The organism is Streptomyces sp. NPDC055287, assembly GCF_053646035.1.
This window is the reverse complement of sequence record NZ_JBSHNE010000065.1, coordinates 1-21,577: the sequence shown is the minus strand read 5'-3', so window position 1 is coordinate 21,577 and position 21,577 is coordinate 1. Positions and strand designations below refer to the sequence as shown.

Below are 21,577 nucleotides of genomic sequence, written 5' to 3'. Positions count from 1 at the left end.
CCGGAGAAAGCCATTCCCCGCCTACAGGATGAAAGCCTCAGAGCAGGGCAGGGACGAGGGCTTCATATAGGGCTAGACCTGCATAAACGCCCTCTAAGTGAGCGTTTAGGGATGCCTGGTAGGGATGTGTCACCTTTGAGGTCGGCCGCTTTCGTGGCGCTTCATCCTGTAGGGGCGCATTCGCATGCTCCGAGGTGCTGACCGGACCGCCCGCTCAGTTCGCACATGCCGCTCGAATTCCGTCTGGTTTAGCAGTGGGGTGGAAGATCCCTATTGGTAGCGATCTTCCGGGTATCTCAAGCCATGCGCGTTGGCAATAAAACTAGGCAAAGTATGTTGAAACGGTCGGCGCGAATCAACATCAAACACCCACTAAAGAACCGCCACGACAGCGCTGGCAACTTCGCGCGCGGCGTCAGTTCGGCCATCCGCGGCCGAGATGACACGTAGTCCTCGAACGCCTCCCTGTTGTCCCATTCCTGACGGGCCATCGCGGCTTCGTCCCGGGCTCGGGAGTCCTCCCGGCCCCTGGCGTAGACGTGAACCGTGTAGTTCGTCGAGGGGTGAAGCTCCAGCATCGGTGCCGTCGGCGAGGCCGAGTTCGGCAGCGGCCTGCGGGGTGATCCCCGCGACGACGTCGATCGCCCCGATCCCCGCGGGTGGGTGTCGAGCCGATGGCTGCCAGTTCTACGAGGCCACCGCAGCTGGCCGCGCTTTCTACAGCGCCCATCTCTCCGGGCTGGATGAACGCGCCATAGGCCGAGCGAACGTCTGGAGCGACCACCCGCAACTTGCGGCCGCGGCGCGGGCAGAGCGCAGGGTGCTCAACGCCGTCGAGCACCCTGCTGACTCGGCCACGCTCTCGGCGAGGGTCTTTCGGGAGTCCGGCCGATCGAGCGACAAGTCCTGTCCGGATACAGCACAATCATGATCCGGCCGACGACCCGGAAACCCGGACCGTGTGCCGATGGTCGACGGTCACCGGTAACGGCCGACGGATGCCGGCACGGAACGGGCTGGGCGGAGTGGGGAACGGATGCGGGCAGCGGAGATCGTCGGGGTGCACGGGATCGGGCAGTCCAGGACCTCGGGGCAGCAGTTGACCCGGGACTGGGGGAAGGCGCTCGGGCGCGGCATCAAGGAGTTCACGGACCGGCCCGACCGCCCGCCCACGCTCCGCACGCCGCACTGGACTTCCCTGCTCGCCAAGGGCACGGACCGGTTGGGGCCGCAGGACGACCCCTACGGCGCGTCGATGACACCGGCGGAGGAACAGTTCGTAGCGGAGGCCCTCGGTGACCTCGTCGGGCCGCAGGACCTGGCCTACGCCGAGGAACAGCCGCTGGCCGTACTGGGCCCGCCGAAGCTCTGGCCGCCCAGGATCACCCGACTGTTGATGGCCTATGACCACCGCTTCCCCGGCGGCGGCGGGCGGTTCTTCGTCCAGCGGATGCGGGAAGTCCGCTCCTATCTGACGGAGCCGGACCTGGCCGTCAAGGTCCGAGCACTCGTCCGGGACCACGTCACCCCGACCACCTCCGTGGTCATCGGCCATTCGCTCGGCAGCGTCATCGCCTACGACCTGTTCCGCCACGAGGACGACGCCGCGGGTCGGACACCCGGAGACGGCCCCGGGCCCGCCGTCCACACCCTCATCACCTGTGGTTCCCCGCTGGGTATCCCCTCGGTGCGGCGGCTCATGAAGATCGAGGACGGCGACCACCTGCGCCTGCCCGACCACGTCCGGTGGATCAACGTCTACGACCCGGACGACGTGGTCACCGGCGGCGCGGGGCTGTGCCGGGTGGCGCCCGGGCTGGTCGATGCCGCGGTCCGCAACGGCGTGGGCGACCCCCACAGCGCCGTGCGCTACCTCCGCAGCGAGCCGGTGGCCCGCGCAGTGGCGGGCGGTCGGCCATGACGCGCGACCCGGTCCCCGGCACGTACGCCCGTCGCCTCCTCGTCATGGCCGTCACCGAGTACGACGACGGGACCCCGGCACAGCAGCAGGAGTTCAGCACGGGCGTCTCGGCGCAGGTGACCGTCGTGGAGGGCTGGTGGGCCGATCCCGGCCTCGACGACGGGCGCCGCTTCGCCCCCGCCCGGCCCAAGCAGCTCCGTGACCTGAGGGACCTGCGCGAGTTCCTCCTGGACGAGGAACTCGCCGAGGTGGACGACGACGAAGCCCTCGTCGTCTACGTCACCGGCCACGGTCTGGCCCCCGCCAACTCCCCGCAGCACTTCCTGCGCTTGCCCGACTCCTACGAGGACCGGCCGCTCAGCACCGCCTTCCCGACCGCCGAACTGATTGCGACCGTGCTGGACTCCCGGGCCACGCACGTCCTGGTGATGGTCGACTCCTGTTTCTCCGGCCGGCTCGAAACCGAGCTCAAGGCCAACCTGAAGGCGCTCCGAGAGGGGCGCGGCTCGCTCGGCTCGCTCGTCGTACTCGCGGCCGGGAACGACGAGAGCAGGCCCCGGCTCGGCCAGTTCACCAACCTGCTCCGGGCCGCCCACGAGCACTGCGCGGACCGGGCCAACGGCTACGCCGGGTCCCACCTCAGCTGGCAGGACTGGAAGGGCATCGTCGGCGCGGTGTTCGACGCGAAGACCATGGCCGACGTCCACGAGATCTGGCCGACCCCATCCGCCACGGTCCAGAGGGCGCACCAACAGCCGAGCCCCTGCCTTCCGAACCCCGGCTACGCGGCCGTCGAACCCGTACTCGGTGCCTCCCTCAGCCAGGTCGGGTGGACCCGGACCGAGCTGGACACGTACTGGATCTCGCGCGCCGCCGGTCGGCCGGGAGCCGGCGGCCCCGGCTGGTACTTCACCGGGCGCACCGAACTGGTCAAGCGGGTGCTCGCGTTCCTGGTCGGCACCGAGAACGTACTCGTCATCACCGGCGAGGCCGGCTCGGGGAAGTCCGCCCTCCTGGCCCGCATGGTGACCCTCAGCGACGCCCGTTTCCGCGCGGACCCGCACTACGGTCCGCTCATCGCCGACATCCCCGAGGAACTCAACGTCCCGGTGGGGTCGGTGGACGCGGCCGTCCTCGCCCGCAACTCCGATCCGGACGAACTCGCCCAGACCCTGTACGAGGCGCTCGGCGGCTCCCCGAGCGTCTTCGGCACGGCGCGTACGGCACGCACCCGGACGGCATCCAGAGGGCCGGCGAAGCCCCTGGACGAGGGTCCAGTGGTGGCCCTGTGCAAGCTCGTAGGGAAGCTCGCCCTGCTGCGGGAACGGCCCCTGACCCTCGTGGTCGACGGCATCGACGAGGCCAGGAACCCGACGCGCGTCATCACCGACCTGCTCCGCCCCCTCACCCAACTGCGCATGGATACGGGCGGATGCCCCGCGGTCCGGCTGCTTCTGGGCGTCCGCAGCCCCAGGGAGTACACGACGGCCGCCGAGGGCGAAGCGCGGCGCCCCTCCACCTCGACCCCCACGGCCCCTTCCACCGACCTGCTCGGGCTCCTCATCCGGGCCACTCACTCCGGGAACCCGATCCGCACGGACGACGTCGAGGCGACCAGGGGCGACATCGCCGCGTACATCCGCGCGCTGCTCCGGGCCCCGCACGAAGGCCAGGGCGGCGCCGAGGAAGGGCGGCCGGAGCTCCCGGGGCTGGACCCCGCCCAGCTCCGGCACCAGCACCACTCGCTGGCCGCAGCGGTCGCCGAAGAGGTGTCCCCGTCCTTCCTGGACGCCCGGATCGCCGCCGAGCGACTTCGCTCGATGCGTGTCCTGCCGAGCCCCGACGACCCTCCGTGGCGCCGGACCCTGCGCGAGGGGACCGAGGCGCTCCTCCGCGAGGACCTCGGTGAAGTGGCCCGCTGGCACGAAACCCCGGCCGAACACCTGATGGCCGTGTTGCGGACGTCCGCCTTCGGGCAGGGGGCGGGACTGCCCTGGGCCGACATCTGGCCCGCCGCGGTCCGGGAGCTGTGCCCGACCCCCGTGGCCGACCCGGACGCGGTCATCCGCCAGGTGATGGCCAGCCGTCTCAACGGCTACCTGACCACCGCGGTCGAGGACGAGCGGACCGTGTACCGGCCGATCCACGAACGGATCAGCGAAACCCTCCGGTACTCACCACAGTTCCTGCTCGGTCTCCCGGACACGACGGAGCGTTTCCCCGAGATCTCGATCACCGCCACGCACGCGCAACTCGCATGGGCTTTCGGAGAGCTGCTCCCCCCGGCGCCGGACCAGCCCCCACACCCGTACCTGCGACGCCACCTCATCGCGCACGTCGCCGCCGCCGGACTGATCGACGACCTGCACGTCCCCTGGCGGTTCCTGCCATGGGAGACGAGCGGCACGGTCCGGGCAGCCCTCGGACTCCCCGCCGACTTCCACACCAGTGCCGCGCACCTCGCCGCGTGGGCCCGTATCGAAGCGTTCCTGGGCGATGCAGGAGCGGCGGCCCGGGCCGACAGCCTCCGCCTGTCCCTCCTGGGCACGGCTGTCGGGCGTGGTGCCGCCGGGAACATGGTCGCGACACGGCCCCTACCCGGCTACCGCTCCGGCGTCACACCGCAGTGGAACCAACTGCGGGTGCCCGACAACCTCTTTGCACGTACGTCGACCCCCCTCGCCTCGCTGGTGTCCTTCACTCTTCCGGACGGCAGCCCGCTCGTCGCGGCGGGCGACCAGGGTGGTGAGGTGCGCGTGTGGGACCCGCGCACGGGAACGGAGTTCGGCCTGCCCTTCCGGCCGGCCCCGAACGTACGCGCCCTGGCCGTGCTGACCGCCCCCGCGGAGAGTCCCTTGCTCGCGGTGGGCACCGCCCACGGCGTCTGGATCTACGACCCGCAGAGCGGCGATGCGACCCGGCTCCCGGTGACAGGAGCCGTGTTCGCCCTCGCCGCCTTCAGGACCAGGACCGGACGGGTCCGGCTGGCCGTCGGAACCGACGCGGGACTGATCACCCGTGATCCCTTCGACGAGGAGACACCGGACCTGCCCCTCAGGCCCCTCGAGGGCGTGATGGGCCCCTCGGTCAAGGCGTTGGCGACGTTGCGGCTTCCCTCGGGTAGGACGCTGCTCGCCGCGGGCGGCAAGAACAGCACGTTGGAGGTCTTCGACGCCGAATCGCTCGACGTCGTCACCCTGGTGCACGGGCAGGGCAGGGGAGTGGTCGCGCTCGCCCTGTACTTCGACCAGCAGGACCGGCCCCGGCTCACCGCGGCTTCGAGCACGACGCGCAGCGTGCGCACCTACGACGCGCTCACCGGCGAGGAGAACAAGGCAGCGCGCATCCCGCGGTCGGCGGCCTCCCTCGGGCCCTACCCCCATCCGGATTTCGGAACACTGCTGGCACTCGGCGGCGCTGACGGGGGGCCCGTGAGCCTCTGGGATCCGGCCACAGGGGAAGAGGTGTACACATCCCCGCCCGACCACACGGGAAGGGTCAAGGCCGTGGTCGCGGTCGATACGGGACGGCGGATGCCCTTCGTGGTGTCCGCATCGTTGGACCGGACGGTCCGGATCTGGAACCCCGCCGGGCGCACGTCGGAGCTGGAACTCGATCTGGAGGCGTCAGGAGACGGCTCGCTCCTCGCCGTGCTCCCCGGATCGGACGACGGCCCCAGCCTGCTGACGCCCGCCCGTTCAGGTGCCGTCAGCATCCGGTCGGCGGCGAGGGGGCAGCTGCGGCGTACGCGGCTGCGTCCCCAGCAGCTGACGTGGCCCGCCGAATGGGACTGCGACGCGTTGACCGCCCTGGCCACCCACGTCTGGCCGGACGGGTCGGCGTCCGTCGTCATCGGCCTGAAGAACGGCCTGATCGGCCGCTGGGACGAGCAGCGCGGCTGGTCGTCCCCTCCGGTGGATCAGAGCTGGCAGGCGGCGAGCGTGCGCTCTCTCGCCACGCTCTCCCTCCCCGGTGCCGACGACGTCGTCCTGGTCAGCGGCACGAGCGCGGGAAGCATCTGCTTCCACGACCTCGCCAGCGGCGAGCAACGCTGGGAGCCCGTCCGCGAGGACGCGGCCGTGCGCGCCCTCGTGGCTCTGCCGACCGAGACGGGCCCGCTCGTGGCCTTCTCCAGCGGCCGTACCGTGGGGTTCAGCCGCGTCGGTGCGCCGTCGCACCTGCGCCTGCCCGGCCGCACGGGCCCCGTCCCTTCGCTCGCCGTCTGCCCCGCGGAGGACGGCAGTTCCCTGCTGGTCACCGGCGGCAGCGACGGCTGCGTCCGGCTCTGGTCCCCGGACGCTCCTCGGACGGAGGCGTACCCCGTACTCGAGGGGCACCACGGCCCGGTCTCCGCCATCGGCCTTCTGCCGCCCACCCCCACCTCGCCGCAGCCGCTCCTCGCCACCGCGGGCTCGAGCGACACCACCGTGCGCCTCTGGAACCCGTGGACCGGGGAAGAGCTCATGCGGGTGGTCACCGGCACGCCCCTCACTTCCCTCTGCGCCCTGCCCGACGGCGGCATGCCGGACACCACCGACCCGGCGATCGCCTTCGGCGGACCAGCGGGCCTGGCAGCCCTCACCGTCCGCCGCTGAGCGACTCCGCGGCCGTGGCCGCACCGCCGGCATTTCGGCTGGGATGCGATGTCCGCTGCGGTGGCAGGATCACTGGCTCGGGGCGTCCGGCCAGATCGAGCCGGCGTCCGGGGTCCGAGCGGCAGGAATGCGATGAGCGGGTTGGAAGCGTCGGACCAGGAGTTCTGGACGCGGTCGGGAGCGCGGCTGTGGGCCCTCTCGCGGCGGGCTGTTTGGTCGTAGGCCCGCTGGGCGGCGTCCTGGGGGCTGGTGGCCTGGATCTCCAGCTCCCACGTCACTACGAGCCGGTGCCCCAGCGCACCGGCTGCCAGGCATCGTCCGGGTCTGCCACCAGCCGGTGACCACCCGGTCCGGGGGGGGATCAGGCCGTGGGGCCGCGTCCGCCCGGTGCCGGCCCTTCTGCGGGAAGCCTCGTGGTTGTTTGTGACCGGCAGGGCTACGCCGCGCCGCAGCTGGCGGGTGTCCGTGGCCAGTGGATCAGCTCGTCCAGGTCTTGATCTGAGCGGCGACCTCCCGCACGGGGAGCCCGTCCCGGGCCGCGCGGGCCAAGGGGAGAACGGTGTCCAGACCGGGGCTCACCGGGAGGCCGCACGCCGACAGGTAGGCCGCGGTCACCGTGGCCGGGAACAGCAGGTTCCTGGCCTCCAGGCTGGGGTTCCTCGCCAGCTCGCACAGCAACGCAGCGGCCTTGTGATGGGGCTCGGGATAGACCTCACGGTCGAGGACCTCCGCCCGATGACGTGCTTCTGCTGCAACCGGCACGCCGTAGTCGACGACCTGCGGGTCTCCCGGGATCTGCTGTGCCACTGCCAAGATCCAGGCCAGGTCGATTCGCAGGTTCACGCAGCGTTCCTCGGCGCGGTCGCGGCCAGTCCCTCCGGGAGACCGGGGTAGCGGTCCTCACCGACCTCCGCCTCGAACCCGTCCGTATACGCGGCCAGGAACGCCGCGGCGCCGGCCATGAAGGCGGCGCGTGACTGGTTCACGTCGGCCTCGATCAAATCGGCCACGTACCCCTGCAAGCTCAGACCGCGGCGCTTGGCCCGCTCCTCGGCGGCTGCCTTGACAGCGTCGTCCAGTCGGATGTTCGTCTGCTTTCCCATGCCCACCACCATAGCTAGCTGCTGGTATCAGCCGCTAGCGAACGGACTGACCGGCCACACCGCCGGGCCGGGGAATGGTGCGCCGTCAGGATCTCGAGGCGCCGGGGCAGGTGCTGCCGTCGTCGAACAGGGTCTCTCCGATCTTGATGAGTTCAGCGGTGGTCAGCGGGGGTGCAGCCCAGTTCTGGTCTTGTGCATGCTGAACGAACCGTTCGTCCACGGCGACGTGGTACAGCTCGACATAGTGGGCGAGGTCTGAGTACCAGAACCATCGCCCGTCGGTCAGTAGATGCAGTCCGTCGATCAGCTCGCGGCCGGGACTCAGAACGTCGTGAACGCTAGCCCCAGTGGCGGCGAGGGTCGAGCCCGAGCGCAGATACTCCACGAGGCGGAGCTCGTCCGGGCCTGCGTGATCGCGCATGACAGCACGGAGCGAAGGGCCGTCGGACCGGCCGTGCTTGAGCTCCTGGAACTCGCCGATGAACCGGTCTGCTTGAGGGTTCTCGCTGTTCATGCGCGGGAGCCTAACCCGGGAGATCACCGGGGTACCGCCCTCGGGCACGTCCTACTTGAAGCGCGGCCTCAGTCACCAGCCACGTGGTGATCATTCCACTGCTTCAGGTTCACTCTGCTCGACGCGATGCGACTGCGCTCCACCTGGTCAGCAACCTGTTCCATGTCCCAGTGCGTGATCTCGTACAGGACGACATCGATGCGGACGGTCGGCTCCAGATCAGGGTCCTCGTCGGGACGATAGCAACCAGGAAGGCCGCTCCAGGCAGATGGGTCGCTGCGTCGGGGACCTCAGGCCACGCGGGCGCAGGCACAGCCTCGCTCAGCTCCACAGCCCAGGAATCGTCAGGCAAGGCGTAGGGAACGGGACGGCGTGGCGATGCCCTGCATGTTCTCTTAAGGGCGGCAGGCGGAAACGGCGAAGGAGGCTTTGTGGCGGTCGGTGTGCCCGCCACAAAGCCCGCATGCCATGCGTCATCCACCTACGCGGCGGTCATCGTCGACTGCGCCTTCTCAGCCCTCGTGTTCGCGGCGCAGCTCGGCGAGAGTGAGTGGGCGTGTGACCTTGTTGCGTGTGCGCTTGAGGATTGCCACGTTCTTCTGGCGGTCGGATCGGAACGCTTCTTCCTCACGTTCTGCTCTGGCGAAGCGTTCGGGGAAGACGTCCAGGAGATGCTTCCATTGGCGTTGCCCTGCTCGGATGCAGGAGCCGCCGCAGTTGTTGTGGGGGAATCCCATTTCGTAGAGTCGCGGCGGTTTGAGCCCGTGTGCCCGCAATTCAGCCAGCAGGGTCTCTTTAAGCTGGTCTGGTCGGTCGAGCAGAGGGAACTCTACGCGCCATGGTGCCCAGTTGTGGGTGATCGACTGGGCTCGGGGCCGGTCCTTCTTGGTCGGCTCGATTCCGACGTAGGCGATGGAGGTTTCCGGCGGCGCGTGTGCCGTCATCCAGTTCCTGCAGGGGATCTGCTTGAGGTATTTGGTGCATGGTGCGAACAGGTTGTTGCCCAGGAAGCCCACGTCGTTGAAGAGCTGCCAGGGATCACGGCCGTCTTCGACGATCACCAGCGGCACTTCGATGAGGCGCGAGAGATCGTCTGCAAACCTCCACAGGTCCGGGTTTATCTAGGGTTGTCAAGCGTTCCTGCTGATCAGGTCCATGTGGCGTCCTGAGGCACATAAGGCACGATGCTGGGCGCAGAGCTCGCTGAGTCTTGTGATGAAGAGACCACGTGATGGCGGGGGCGGAGCAGGGCTCCGTCGTTCTCGCGATCGGCCGGGAATGATCACATGAGTCCGAGGGTTGCCGGCGGCCGGGTCATGTCCCGCCCGTGATGGCGCAGGCCCTCGGCGATGTTGTCCCGCCCCGCCAGGCGGAGCGCGCCGATGGCCAGGTTTCTCAGGGAGGACATCGCCCGCGGTGCGCTGCCGGTCCGCACCCGCGAGGCATCCTCTCCGAACGTCACATCTCTGACATGGTGTTCGCGATTCTCGATGGCCCAGTGCCCGCGTACGCGTTCCGCCAGGTCAGCGGCTGTCGCCTGGTGAGCTGTCAGGCTGGTGACCGCGTAGACGCGTTCGAGTGACACCTTCCCGGTGCGCACCGTGCGCCGCCGGCGGACGATCTGCAGCGCCTGGCCGGCGTGCGGGAACGGCAGCCACGGCACGGTGACGGCCTTCAGGCGACGGATCTCGTCGCGGCCGTGGGCTGCGGCCCGGGTGCGGTCCATCAGCGGCACCTCCTTCCAGGGAAGATCCTTCACCAGCGTGTGCAGGGTCGGGTGGTTGGCCTTGAGCACGGCGATGTAGTGCGCGCCCTTCTCCTCGACCAGGAACCTCGCGTGGTCGGTCTGGGTCAGCAGTGCATCGAAGGTCACCACCGCGCCGGTCAGGTCCAGCGGGTCCAGCAGCGGCCGGAACGCGGTGATCTCATTGCTCTTGGCGTCGACCTCGCGCTGGGCGAGCACGATGCCGTCGCCGCGCAGCGCGGACAGCAGGTGGACGCAGCGGCCGTCGGCGCGGATGGCGCCGCGCAGGGATTTGCCGTCCACCGCGACCGCCGCCCGCACCGGGCGGGACGGCAGGGGTTTGTCCTGGACGGCGGCGCGGGCGGCGTCCGCACGAGCGGTGAGCCAGCCGCCGATCGCCGCGTCGAGCGCGTCGCCGTCGATGCGCTGCAGTACCCGGCGCACGGTCGCCTCGCTGGGCGCCCGGTAGGGCCGGTCCGGATCGCGCAGCGTGGCCCCGCAGTGGAGGAGGAACTGGTCAGGGGCGTCGGCAGCCCACTCGGTGATTGCGGTGAGGGACTTCGCTCCGGCCAGGACGGCGCAGGCGGCCAGAGCCAGGACGTACGACAGCGGGTGGCGCCGGCCCCTCAGGCGGCGCGGGTCGGGCAGGCGGCGCATCCGGTCCAGCAGGTCGGGCAGTTCATCGGAGCGGGCCGGATCGGAACCGGCGAGTTGGCCCAGCCCGGCGGGAATGGGCGATGATGACGCAGCAGGCACGGTCTTCCGTTGTGGTGGTCAGCGAACTCGACACTCCATGATCACCGGAAACCGTGCCTGCGCGTCTACCTGCCGAACCGTCACCATCACGACTGAGTTGGGGTATCAGACCCATACCGGCTACCTCGGGCCAACCGCGAGAACGACGGACCCCTGGGGGGCGGAGCCAAGCGAGGGGTCGCGGGGAGGCTGCGCTTAAAACGGCTCGGGCAGTGCGTCGAAGGCGTCAAGCATCCGGTCAACAAATCTTGCGACCGCGTCGAAGAGTGTCTGGATGTAGCTCACCGCATCTCGCCCATCGCGATATGTGAAATCATCCCAAATGGCGACGCGTTTGGTTCCCTTGTCGGGAATCGGTAGGAACACCTGCCGGTCGGAGCGCACCTCAAAGGTTGGGGTGGATGGCCCGTAGGGGGCGCCAGCGTGCAGCGCATAATTGGCCATTCGCCTCGACTCCTGAAGGAACGGGTCGAGCTCCTGGAGGCACTTCTGGAGTGTTCTCTTCAGTTGACCGTCCGCCAAGGATGGGAGGAGGCCTGCATTCACCCGAACAGGACTCGACCGCTTGGCCTTTCGCTGAAGGAGTGAGCGCATGAAGCCGACTCTGTTTTCGGTCGGGTCGGCTCGCTCCACCCGCTCACGAACTGCGCGACCCCAGGTCAGAGCGTTGATGAACGCGTAGGTCGCATGGAGTGCCGAGTTGAGGACGAGCTTGGGCTGCTCGGCTCCTGAATTCTGCCGTTCCCCCGGAGTGGAGTCGGAGCACGCTTGGGCGGAATTTACAGAATCTTTGAGCGAGTTGAGCTCACGCTCAAGTCCGCCTGCGGCGAAGAGTACCTCATCGACCAAATGTCGAGTCATGTAATAGCGAGGGTCCCGGTCAGTCCAGCCTTTAGGGTCTCGTCTTTTGGCGACCTTAAGCCAGCCCCTGTAGTCAGGTAGGTTCTCGGCGTCAGCCCAGGGCGCTTGTGCAATCTTGAGCATAAGTGCGGGCTGCATCCTTCGCCGCCGCCACGCTCCATATCTTGGGAGAGCGGCCATATCTTCCGGAATGGCGATGCCATTTGCCATGGTGCAGTCTCCTATTGAGCCGGTTAACAAGCACCTCCACTGAGTTTGTCATGGTGGTCATGCCGCCGCCTGGCGGATGCGGCCGCGTTCTGGGCACGGCCTAGCCCCGGCGACGTGGCTTCAGGCCAGCGGTCCGCCGGGGCGCGCGGTCGCGCAGGTCGTGGCTCGCCCACGGCTGGACCCGCGCAGCGCAGTCGGAGGTTCCGGGTTGCCTGCCGGCTCCGCCCTGCCTCACGCCGCCGCGGACGAGGCTGGGCACCACCACGAAGTCTCCGGGAATTGGCCCTGGCCACTGTCCCACGTGTTGTTCCTCAGTTGGCCGTGGATCCTTTTTGAGACTGTTTACGCATTTCCTCGCACTTATGATCGGTGGCTTTGAGTACACCGAACAGCGTGAGCGAGGTCTGTTCTTCCAGCTGTGTGTCCAGGTTGCTCTGGGCGCTCTGCGACATCGTCCAGCCGAGCGGGGCTTGGGTTCCGGGCCCGCGAACATTGGCGAAGCGGACGTAGTGTTCGCAGCCGAAGGCCTTGAAGGCACGTTGGCGGGCGTTCGCAGATCTGGTGGCACCTGCGCCACGCAGGCTTGTGATCGGCACGAGAGTTTCGTGCGGGCGGCCGGGCGATGATGTCGAGGCCACGCTGTTGTATCCGTTGTCGATCTGCAGTAGCAGCATTTCCACTTCCCTGTCAGGCGAGAAGCCCCCGCTGAAACCGCAGTGCTTGGGTGCGGGCTTCTGAGTCCTGACCACCTGATTGCCGCAATCCACGACCTCCTTCAGCTCGTTGTAGAGATCGATTGCCGTCAGGCTCCCGGTGGCATCCACGTAGCCTCCATCCACCACGGATAGGGAGGCGTCGTTGCCGCACTTTTGGCCGGTGAGCCGGCCGGAGGGAGTGATGTAGGGGAAGCGGGCCGACAGTAGTGCCGCTGTGGATCGCCGGATCTCTTGATCGCCGCAGAGGAATGCTCCGCCGACGTCGATGAGGGTGGGGCCGCCTTCGTTCGTCTCGCCAGGGCGCAGGTCCTTGGCACGCACATCCTCTGGTCGGCGGGTACAAGAGGTCGGCCCGACAGGACGGTCGAAGCCCCCCAGCAGCACAGGTGCGGTCAGAACGCGGCAGCCACTCTCGACTGACGTGCCATTGAGCAGGGCGAGGGGGACCCAAGGTGTGACGGGCGGATGCCAGGTGGCGTAGAAGGGCTTCTGCAAGTCTCCTTGCTTGGTCTCCCAGGACTCTTCCATGACACGTGCCCGGTCCTTGCCTGGGAATCCAAAGAAGGCACGCGGTAGGTCCACAAAGGTCATCCAGGCCAAGGGCAGGGAGAGGTGGTCCGCGCCGAAGACACGTTTGTGGTGATTGGAGTCCTCTTGCTGCGGGCGGGAGAGCCAGGAGATCGCGCCGAGGCTGCCACCCGAGATGCCGCTTACCGCGAAGACGGGAGCGCGCTCGTCGGTCGGTTCACATGCTGAATGCTTGTCCAGCTTGACAGGTGTTGGTGGAAATAGGCGGTCCAGTACGCCGCTAGTCCAATACGCTGCGCGGATGCCGCCGCCAGAGGCGGCGACAATCACGAGCGGAAGCGGTCCTGTACGCGATTCCGTCGTGCAGTTGGCCGCAAACCAGTCCTCAAAGAGGCTGACTAGTTTGGACTGCTGCGTTGAATTATTAGACTTCTTCCCGGCCGCATGAGCATCGGAAGGATTCTCGTTCCGGAGCGCTACCGGGTGGCTTCCTGTCGTGTCAACGAGCGAGGCAAGCACAAGCCAGGAGAGCAGGATAGTAAAGACAGGTGTCCGCTTCAGATGGAGGACACGGAACCCGGCGACGGGAACAGACAACTCCGACCAACGCTGCAGTTCATTCATCACCGCCAATGCAAGGCAGAGGAAGACTGTCAAGACCGCAAGGGGTCCTACATGGGCAGGGGTATTAAATTCCCTCCAGACAGTCGCATTAAGCACGAATGCCACCGCGAAAAGCGCACACACCCCCGTGAGCACAAAATAGAGTCCAGACTTCTTGTCCTCCCTCGCGGGCAACTGGGCCCAACTGATCTCCTGCTCCGCCCACTGAAGAATTCCGGGCATCGCGGTGCCGAATAGAGCCGCCACCACCCCGAGTACAACGAGCAGCACCGCCTTGAGCTCAGAGCCAACGACCACCGTCGCCACTGCTGCCCGGACGACGAACACCCCAAGGACAAGCAGAGGCAGTGCCGCAAGGAGGCGCGCGTTCTTTTCGAGCCGGCTCCGCCGATCCCTACCGATCACCTCGGCGCGCTCCCGAGCTGCCGACTCAGCCTCGCTATAGCCGGTTTCCTCTGCGTGCCCGCGCCAGAGAGACGCGCCTCCGAGCACGGACAGGACGAGTACCAGGACAAGCAGCACCCCCAGCCCAACCAGTCGGCGCCAGAAGAAGAAGCCAACGCAAAAGCAGACCACAGCCACAAGCAGCACGATCCCCTGGGGTACAGCTTGGCGGGGTTTGTCGTAGGTGAGAGCGGTTCGATGCACGCTGCGCCAGAGCAGCAGCGCGAAAACGAGCACTGCCAATGGCGTCGACACTGCAGTGGACCAGCGGTCCAGCAAGCCCAGCAAGGCATCCTGGGTCTGATCGGTGCCCACTCCAGTTAGCAGGAGCAGCAGTACAGCCGCCATTCCGAGCTGCAAGCGCACCAATGTGGCGTCTGCCAGCCATCCCCACCAGGGATGGGCCTTGGTGCGGACAACAAGAACCACCAGCAGTAGCACCGCGAGGCCGATGGACAACCACTTAACCAGCCCAGCCCAGCCCGCAATGCTATTTAGAGTGTCAATATCATCGGGTGTTAGATGTTTCAGAGAAAGCCAGAACTGGCAGATGTTTTCAACGATTTCTGATACCGCCATCAAGAAGACCAGCCCGCCCAGCCACCATCCGTGGGTTGCTCGCCTCAACGCCAAGTGAGCGGGGTCGTCAGCCTCAGAGTCAGACGATTTCGATGGGATCTTGTTGCGGAGACGTCGCACCGCCCACACGAACAAGGACAAGTACAGCGCAATCAGGATGAAGTCGAGAATTACATACACCCTCATAAGGGCCCGCGCCTGATCACCTCCGGCATGCGTGTGGATGGACTCGTGTGCTGAGGTCCCTTGAAAGGTGGCTTTGCAGGTCGTCACCCGTTCGCTGGGCCCCTCAATCTCCTTGATATCGGGGAGGTTGGCCTCGGTCCAAACACACCATGCCGTCCGCCGCTCCTCACGGGCTCCCTCGGACCAGGCAGTGAATCTGAACAGAGACCCAAGAGTCGCAGAAGGATGACCTGGTGCCTCGATTCGGCCCAGTGCGCTGTCCACCTGCTGGGCAGCAATGAACAGCATCAAGAGCATGACGAGAGCGGCGGATAGACGGAGCTTCTGCAGATGCATCGTAAACACGATGCATCACTTACCGCTACGATTCGATCGCACTACATTTGGCTCCGTAGATCACGCGTAAGAGCGACATTCCGCTTACGCTGCCAATCACCGCGGTCCGAGATCGGCCAGCGCCTGGCCAGGTCCAGGCAGCAGCGCAGTCGCAAGTGTTATGCCTGACGCAGTGAGACGCTCCAGCATGGAACCCTCGAAACGGTACAGATCTCCTGGACTCACATCATGAGGCAAGACAGCCGGCTTCAAGGCTCAGCGCAGTGCCTGGGCGACGCGCTGCCGCAGTTGTCGGCGTCCCCGCCGAAGCGATCCTGCTGGAGTCCAAGGCCCGCAACACGGCCCAGGAGATCACCGTTACCTCGTTCCTAACCCCCACCGCCGGCATCTGGGCCACAGGCCGCCGGATCAGTGTCGTGTGCGCGCTGATGACGCTCGGTCCAGCCGCACTGGCTGACCAGCTGCGGGCGGTCGCCGCCACCCAGACCGCCGCGTGAGCACGTTCGGAGTCGCGTACGAACTCTGCGTCCGGGCAGGCGCCGGTCAGGTGTTCTCCCGGCGCATCATCTCCCGCAGGCTGGTGCGGGCGGCTGCCAAGTCCTCTTCGGTCTCCTCTAGCTGGGCCGCCAGGCCATCCCGCTCGCGCTTGAGGTCGTCACGTTCGGCGGCGAGGTGCTGGACGCGTCCGGCCAGCTCATCGATCCTGGCCACGAGGTCGCCTGCGGCGACCTGATCGAACTGTTGGCCGAGCTGGCGACGGAGTGCGCCTTTCAGCGTCTCCCGCTCTGCGCGCAGCTCCCTGATCTCCTGGCGGGCCAGTTCCAGGTCCGTCCGTAGCCCGGCCGTGCTCGCCCCGGCGCCTCGGGGCGAGGCACGACGAGCGGCGGCCGCCTGCCGAGCGCGGACTGCTTCGATGTGCTCACGAACCCCCTCGGCATAGACGAGCCAGTTCGACACCCTGGCCTCCTTGGCGACGGCCGCGAACGTCACCACATCGCCGCGGGCGTCGATTGCGTCCGCCACCGACAAGACCCGCTCGCGCTTGACCCGGCTGTCGCGCCGCCGCGACTCGGCCAGCACCTGGGCTGGGGTGCGCTTGCTGCTCACGCGCCCTCCCGCTGCGGAGGAACGACGGTCACGGGGAGCACGGTGCGGCCGTTCGCTGCTCTGGCCTTGCGCAGAATTTTGCTTGCCTCCTCGATCTCGGCTCGCTCCTCGGGCGCGAGCTCCTCCAGCTTCGCCTTCATCTTCGCCGCGACCTCCTTAAACGCCGCCACCTCCTCGGAGAGGTTGCGCACCACCCACTCCTCGGCGTCGATCGCCTGCGATGTCTCCCGGTTCGCCTTCACGTCCCGGATGTGCTCCTCGATCGCCGGGAGGTAAGACGGGTCGGGGCGGTAGAAGCCGCAGCCGGCGCACTGAAAGCGGAGCGGGCAAGCCTTTCCGCCCGCCTTGACGTTGCTCGGCTCGATGCAGCCCCCGAAGGGGACTGCCACCGAACGCCTCTCGTACGCGGTGTTGGACGCCATCGGAGCGGGACGGCCAGCGCGATCCACCACATGCATCCGCATCGTCTTCACCGCCTCGCGCTTCCGCTTCAGCGTCACCTTGTAATACCCCATGGTCGTCTTGGCGTCCTTGTGATCCATGAGGTCTTTCAGCACGTCAAGAGGGGTGCCGGCGTCCGCGTGCCGCTGGGCGTAGGAGTGGCGGAAGGCGTAGGGGTAGACCAGCAGCCGGTCGAAGGGCAGCGGCCTGCCCTCGGTGTCGGCCAACTCGCCATCCAGCCGGTCGATGCTGTCCACCCAGGCGCGGATCGCGTTCGAGATCGCGCCGGTCCGGATGTGCTCGCGGCTGTCGGCGGACGTGGCGGAAGGGAACATGAACAGCGGGCTGTGCTCGGCCCCGGCCATTGTGCGGCGGTGCTGCTGCCAGTCCTGGATCACGCGTGCTGTCTCCGTGTCGATCGGCAGGCGCCGGTTCATCCGCTTCGCCTTGTAGTTGTTCCAGACCAGAGTGAAGTCGCCGTCGATCCTCTCCAGGCAGTCCATCTTCAGCGAGGCGATCTCATTCGGCCGCCGTCCGGTGTCACGCAGCAGGCGGTAGATCGTGCTGAACATCTTCTTGATGTCCGCCCGGCTCATCTCTCCGAACGGAACGTGCTCGCCCAATGCCTTCAGATGCTTGTCGAGTTGGCGGATCACTGACTCCGGAATGGCCTTGCCGATCTCGTCCTCGTTCGGCTCCTCGACCTCGATGCGGTGCGAGGTATGGCGGGCGAAGCTGCCGGAGACGGCAGCCATCAGACCCGCCCGCCGTCCGAACTCGAGCAGTTGGCAGAACTCCGACAGCAGCGTCGCCCGGTACTTGTTGGTGTAAGGATCGCCGTTCGCCTTCGGCAGCTGGCGGAAGGCGTCCGCGATCGCGGTCATGTCGGCGAAGGCCACCTCCTGCGGCTCCATGCCGCCGCCCAACCTGGTCGACAGAGCACGGGAGGCCACCGTCGTCGCCAGCAGCCGCTTGTTCAGCTGCGACCCGTTGGGGCGGGTGGTGCGGGCCCATTCCATCACCACGGTCCGCAGCCAAGGCTGGCCCACGGGCGTGAAGTCCACCGTGCCGGCGTTTCGCCGCGGTGGCCCACCGGTCTCCGAGGCGATACCGAGTGCAACCAGGTCCCACACAGTCCGCTCGGTCGGGTCGACCCCGCTGAACTCGTCGAATGCCGTCCGCACCGCACGCATTGCCTCCCGCACGAAGGCCTGAACGTCCCCGGCTCCGCCGAACGCCTCCACTGCCGTGCGCTCGCGCGGTGCAAGCACCAGGCTGGGCAGGTCCATAACCTTCGAGGTCACCTGCCGCATCACGTGTGGGGAGATCTTGCCGCCTCGCCGGTCACGGGCCTGCAGGGCGAACAGCAGCTCCATCCGCGCGGCATCTTCCAACGGGGCCAGCGAGAAGGACCCCGCGGTCAAGTAGGGCAGCTGCTTGCGCGCCCACTCTGCCGCCCCGACCGGAGACGGAAGTTTGCGCAGCTCGCGGCGCCAGCTGTTGTAGTGGGTGGCACACAGTCCGGCACCGGTGTGCGACTCACGTTCGCAGCCGACCAGCGAACACTTCGGCAGCCTGTCGTAGCCGGGGACGGTGACCATCCATGCCGCCAGGTTGGCGTCGGAGTTCTCCAGTCCTTCGCAGATGTGGAACTTCTGCCAGAGGCTGTAGTGAATGCGGCAGGTCCCGCGGATCTGGACCGGGCGCTCACAGCGGTCCCCCTCGGCGCCGGCCCGGCACTGGTCCGGCGGGTTATAGACGTAGTGCCGCCGGCGAGGCCCGCGCTGGAAGGTCGCATCGAATTCGTCCGCGTCCAAGGCGCTGGCGGCGAACGCGATCCTGCACTCCTTGCAACGGCTGTTCTGCACCTTCAGCACGCAACCGCAGCTGGCGGTGCGGCAGGTGTAGGCGATGGTGGCGGGGTTGTAGACATCGCCGGTAAACAGCCAATTCGCGGCGTCCCACTCCTCTTCTCTCCACTCCGGGTCGATCTTCGAGGCGAGGAACAGCCGCCACTGTTCCAACCGCTCTGCCTCGGCGCCCGCGTTGACCGGGAGGGCGGCGACGGCCGCCAGCGTGCCGCCGGTCACCGTGAAACCCCCGCCCGCCGCTGGGCGGCCACCTTCGTGACTGCGGCGCGCTTGTCCTCCTCGGTTGTGTGCACGTACGGATCGGCGGACGTCGGCGAGACGTGCCCGGCCAGGTCCATGATCACGTCCCGTTCCACCCCGCTGCGTGCCCATCGAGTCAGCGCGGTGTGCCGCAGCATGTGCGGCCGGGCGGTGAACCCGGCGCGCTTAGCCAGGCGGTCGAAGAGGTCCTTGGCGTTCGGGTAGGTCATCGGCCGGCCCAGCGGGGAGCGAAAGAGGTTGACGAAAACCATTTGGCACGCCGTCGCCTCTGCCACTGTCGACCGCTCGTGCAGGTAGTCGGCGTAGAGCCCGGTGAGATCGTCCTCGACGGGGATCGAGCGCGGCTTTCGGGCCTTTGCCAGCGCGCCGTTGCTGTTCCGCCTACGGCGCACGTGAACGTGCGGTCCGGCGATCCGGCAGCCCAGCGTCGCAGAATTCGCCAGCAAGTGCATGTCCTCGCGATGCAGCCCGAGCGCCTCGCCGATCCGCACTCCCGTCATGCCAAGCAGCGTGACCAGGAAGCGGTCACGGGCCCGGGTCGTGCAGTCGATCAGGTGGGTGTACTGCTCGTCGGTCAGCCACTCATAGCCCGGCACCGCGACCTTGAACTTGATGGTTTTGGCCTGCACGATCCGGTGCTGTCCATCCTCACCGGCGCTGTGGCCGGACGGCAGGAACTGCAGGTACTTCGGCTGAGAGAGCATCGCGGCCGTCTCCAGCTCCACCCAGCCGTTGGGCACCCCAAACCGCAGGAACTCGCCCACCGTGGTCAGTACCTTATTGGCCGTCGCCTTGTCGCGATAGCGCGGCTCAGCGGCCGCCTTCCGGCCGCGCGGCGGCAGCGGCTCCTCCACCAGCCAATGCAAGAACCTCGACATCCACAAGAAGCTCGGCGACCGCCAGTCAGTGCCGGTGGCCGAGCACCGGCTCAGGTACAGGGCGACGCGGCCGGCATACAGACGCTCGGTGTTCCACGAGCGATCGTTCGCCCGCAACGACTCGATGTACGCGCACCCCTCCGGGTGTAGCTCATAGGCGTCGGAGACGACGACCCAGAACTGCTTGCCGTCAGTGGGCGACTCGGCTCGCTCGGCTCTGTAGACACTCACGGGGGCGAACGTAACAGAGGTGACAGCCACCTATCAGATACCTCTCTGGTACGTCAGTGAGAGCAGGCAGCACTCATGTGCCAGACGGACCGTGAGAGCTATAGATAACCGGGTCTTCGACCTGGGTGTTGGCGATCAGCAGGGTCATGGCCGAGGGTCCGACTCGCTCGACGAGGGTGAGGGCGGCGAGGGCGGAGCCGACTCCGCCGCTGAACTGGATGACGTGCTGGTCGGGGTCCTGGTACTGGACCGGTGGAGGTGCCGGGAAGAGCGCGAGCTCCTCGTCGACGTCGTCGCAGCGCGAAACGGTGACAGTCATGTGGTGTCTCTCCGTTGGGGGAGGTGGCTCCAGCCGACCGCCATGCGGCGAGTGATGCGGCCGGGCCTGGTGCGCGGGCCCGCCGGGCGGCTGGGCTGGCAGGAGAGACAGTGCGGTCGCGCGTGGTTAGCCGTGCAATGCCGTTGGCCTCGTTTCATCGCTGGGCGCGCTTCGCGGTCAGGCGGCGTTCGGCCTGCCTGATGCGGCAGCAGAGCGGCAGCGCGGCTGTCCGGGTGGTGGCTGCACAGCCCATGGCGGCCGCTGGGAGTGGGGCGGGAGCGGCGCGGGCCGCCCCAGCCGCATACGGCCGTGGCCCCCAACATCGGCGAGTGTCGGGGGCCACGGGAATGCCGCGGGGATCACGAAACTGGGTTGTCACGCGGCGAGTGAGCCGGTGGCCAGGTAGGGGCGGGTTCAGCCGGTCAGAACGGGGGACAGCACAGGTCCCCGGTGCACTCGTGTGCGGCCTGTTCGGCCTCCAGGGCCGCGCGTGTGGCGGCGGCGTGCGCGGCACTGCGCTCACCCCGTTTGACGCAGAGAACGTCCTCACACGGGCGATGACCGGTCAGGGCATCCGTGGACGGGTGGAAGACTTCCACCACACCGTAGTCCTCGCAGGAGGGACAGAAGGAACTCGAGAGGCCCAGGTATGCGGCGACCGAGCGGGCACAGCTCTCCGCGTCCGGGGCGGGCGAGAGTCCGGCGTCCGGACCGTCCCACACCATCGACGTTCCGGCGTCGGTGGTCACCACGGCCGTGAAGCCGATATGACCAGCCTCGGGCAGGTCGTAGCCTGTGTGGCCGACGTAGTTGTGGGCGGTGATGTAGGCGCGGGGGGGCGCCCTGCGCAGTGGTTACAAGGTAGCCGCGCTCGACGCCATTCCCGCACACGCGGTGTGCGATGCCCTGACGGTCGAGTGCGGCCCGTAGGACGCTGCCGGTGCGCGACTGGTCCGCCGGCGCGGTCTTGATAAGGGAGAACGTCTGCATACTCGTGGGCCTCTCGGATCTGTGCTGTGGGCGGTTGCCAACCCGGGGACTTCGGCCTGCGACGTGGCGCGCACGCTCTCTCGGGCCGGTATCAGCACGGTGGCCCGGGGCCAGGCAAGACCCGCAACCGTGCCCGACACGCAGTGCGCCCCGGCCGGAGCCCGCACTGACGGCGCGCTGCCGGGCCGGTCTACGGCAGGGCTTGCCAGGTCGGGAGCAGCCCGGGCTGGGCCGCAGATGCGGCTGGTGGCGGGACTATGCCGGGGCGCTAGTGGCTTGTCACGCTGCTTTGGCCGGGTATTGCGTCCACTGTCGGATTGGTGAGTCGGGGGCGAAGTTGGTCTTCGGCTCGGCGCGGGTGT

15 protein-coding genes are annotated in these 21,577 nt (G+C 67.7%); 3 read left to right on the top strand and 12 right to left on the bottom strand.

Annotated features, from left to right (window positions below; all coding sequences use genetic code 11):
• Window positions 1-1,036 precede the first annotated feature (1,036 nt).
• Together ACWIHY_RS37720 and ACWIHY_RS37715 are read left to right on the top strand one after the other, a co-directional pair.
• Window positions 1,037-1,921, top strand: coding sequence for a hypothetical protein (locus ACWIHY_RS37720; protein WP_454381134.1), 885 nt, complete (start codon window positions 1,037-1,039; stop codon window positions 1,919-1,921).
• Window positions 1,918-6,516 (top strand): AAA family ATPase, encoded by a 4,599-nt coding sequence (locus tag ACWIHY_RS37715; protein WP_454381132.1) that lies wholly within the window; start codon window positions 1,918-1,920, stop codon window positions 6,514-6,516. The genes ACWIHY_RS37720 and ACWIHY_RS37715 overlap by 4 nt, the downstream gene beginning before the upstream one ends.
• Window positions 6,517-6,993: 477 nt before the next feature.
• Here the strand turns inward: ACWIHY_RS37715 and ACWIHY_RS37710 are convergent, their stop codons facing one another.
• The 7 genes from ACWIHY_RS37710 to ACWIHY_RS37680 form a co-directional block, all read right to left on the bottom strand.
• The gene (locus ACWIHY_RS37710; RefSeq protein ID WP_454381130.1) at window positions 6,994-7,359 is read right to left on the bottom strand and encodes a hypothetical protein; all 366 of its coding nucleotides are present in this window, start codon (window positions 7,357-7,359) and stop codon (window positions 6,994-6,996) included.
• Window positions 7,356-7,619, bottom strand: a complete 264-nt coding sequence (locus tag ACWIHY_RS37705) for a hypothetical protein (protein WP_176740975.1) — start codon at window positions 7,617-7,619, stop codon at window positions 7,356-7,358. Before ACWIHY_RS37705 ends, ACWIHY_RS37710 begins: the two co-directional genes overlap by 4 nt.
• A gap of 85 nt (window positions 7,620-7,704) precedes the next feature.
• Window positions 7,705-8,133 carry a hypothetical protein gene (locus ACWIHY_RS37700; RefSeq protein ID WP_454381128.1) on the bottom strand — a complete coding sequence of 143 codons (429 nt, stop codon included), beginning with the start codon at window positions 8,131-8,133 and terminating at the stop codon, window positions 7,705-7,707.
• 512 nt (window positions 8,134-8,645) lie between these two features.
• Window positions 8,646-9,194, bottom strand: a complete 549-nt coding sequence (locus ACWIHY_RS37695) for a hypothetical protein (RefSeq protein ID WP_454381127.1) — start codon at window positions 9,192-9,194, stop codon at window positions 8,646-8,648.
• 221 nt (window positions 9,195-9,415) lie between these two features.
• A complete protein-coding gene (locus ACWIHY_RS37690) occupies window positions 9,416-10,633 on the bottom strand; it encodes an ISAs1 family transposase (protein WP_454381125.1) in 1,218 nt (405 codons plus the stop codon).
• A 195-nt stretch (window positions 10,634-10,828) separates the two neighbouring features.
• Window positions 10,829-11,704 (bottom strand): hypothetical protein, encoded by an 876-nt coding sequence (locus tag ACWIHY_RS37685; RefSeq protein WP_454381124.1) that lies wholly within the window; start codon window positions 11,702-11,704, stop codon window positions 10,829-10,831.
• A gap of 311 nt (window positions 11,705-12,015) precedes the next feature.
• Window positions 12,016-15,117, bottom strand: a complete 3,102-nt coding sequence (locus ACWIHY_RS37680; protein WP_454381122.1) for a hypothetical protein — start codon at window positions 15,115-15,117, stop codon at window positions 12,016-12,018.
• Window positions 15,118-15,380: 263 nt separating this feature from the next.
• On the opposite strand from ACWIHY_RS37680, the gene ACWIHY_RS37675 reads away from it, so the two are divergent.
• Window positions 15,381-15,614: a hypothetical protein gene (locus ACWIHY_RS37675; RefSeq protein WP_454381121.1), complete on the top strand. Its 234-nt coding sequence runs from the start codon at window positions 15,381-15,383 to the stop codon at window positions 15,612-15,614.
• Window positions 15,615-15,660: 46 nt separating this feature from the next.
• On the opposite strand, the gene ACWIHY_RS37670 is transcribed toward ACWIHY_RS37675, so the two are convergent.
• From ACWIHY_RS37670 to ACWIHY_RS37650, 5 genes are all read right to left on the bottom strand, one after another.
• Window positions 15,661-16,224 carry a DUF6262 family protein gene (locus tag ACWIHY_RS37670; RefSeq protein ID WP_454381119.1) on the bottom strand — a complete coding sequence of 188 codons (564 nt, stop codon included), beginning with the start codon at window positions 16,222-16,224 and terminating at the stop codon, window positions 15,661-15,663.
• Window positions 16,221-18,755, bottom strand: coding sequence for a tyrosine-type recombinase/integrase (locus tag ACWIHY_RS37665; RefSeq protein WP_454381118.1), 2,535 nt, complete (start codon window positions 18,753-18,755; stop codon window positions 16,221-16,223). Before ACWIHY_RS37665 ends, ACWIHY_RS37670 begins: the two co-directional genes overlap by 4 nt.
• Window positions 18,752-19,936: a tyrosine-type recombinase/integrase gene (locus tag ACWIHY_RS37660; RefSeq protein ID WP_454381116.1), complete on the bottom strand. Its 1,185-nt coding sequence runs from the start codon at window positions 19,934-19,936 to the stop codon at window positions 18,752-18,754. The genes ACWIHY_RS37665 and ACWIHY_RS37660 overlap by 4 nt, the downstream gene beginning before the upstream one ends.
• Window positions 19,937-19,979: 43 nt before the next feature.
• The gene (locus ACWIHY_RS37655; RefSeq protein WP_454381115.1) at window positions 19,980-20,225 is read right to left on the bottom strand and encodes a hypothetical protein; all 246 of its coding nucleotides are present in this window, start codon (window positions 20,223-20,225) and stop codon (window positions 19,980-19,982) included.
• 422 nt (window positions 20,226-20,647) lie between these two features.
• Window positions 20,648-20,977: a hypothetical protein gene (locus ACWIHY_RS37650; RefSeq protein WP_454381113.1), complete on the bottom strand. Its 330-nt coding sequence runs from the start codon at window positions 20,975-20,977 to the stop codon at window positions 20,648-20,650.
• Window positions 20,978-21,577 lie beyond the last annotated feature (600 nt).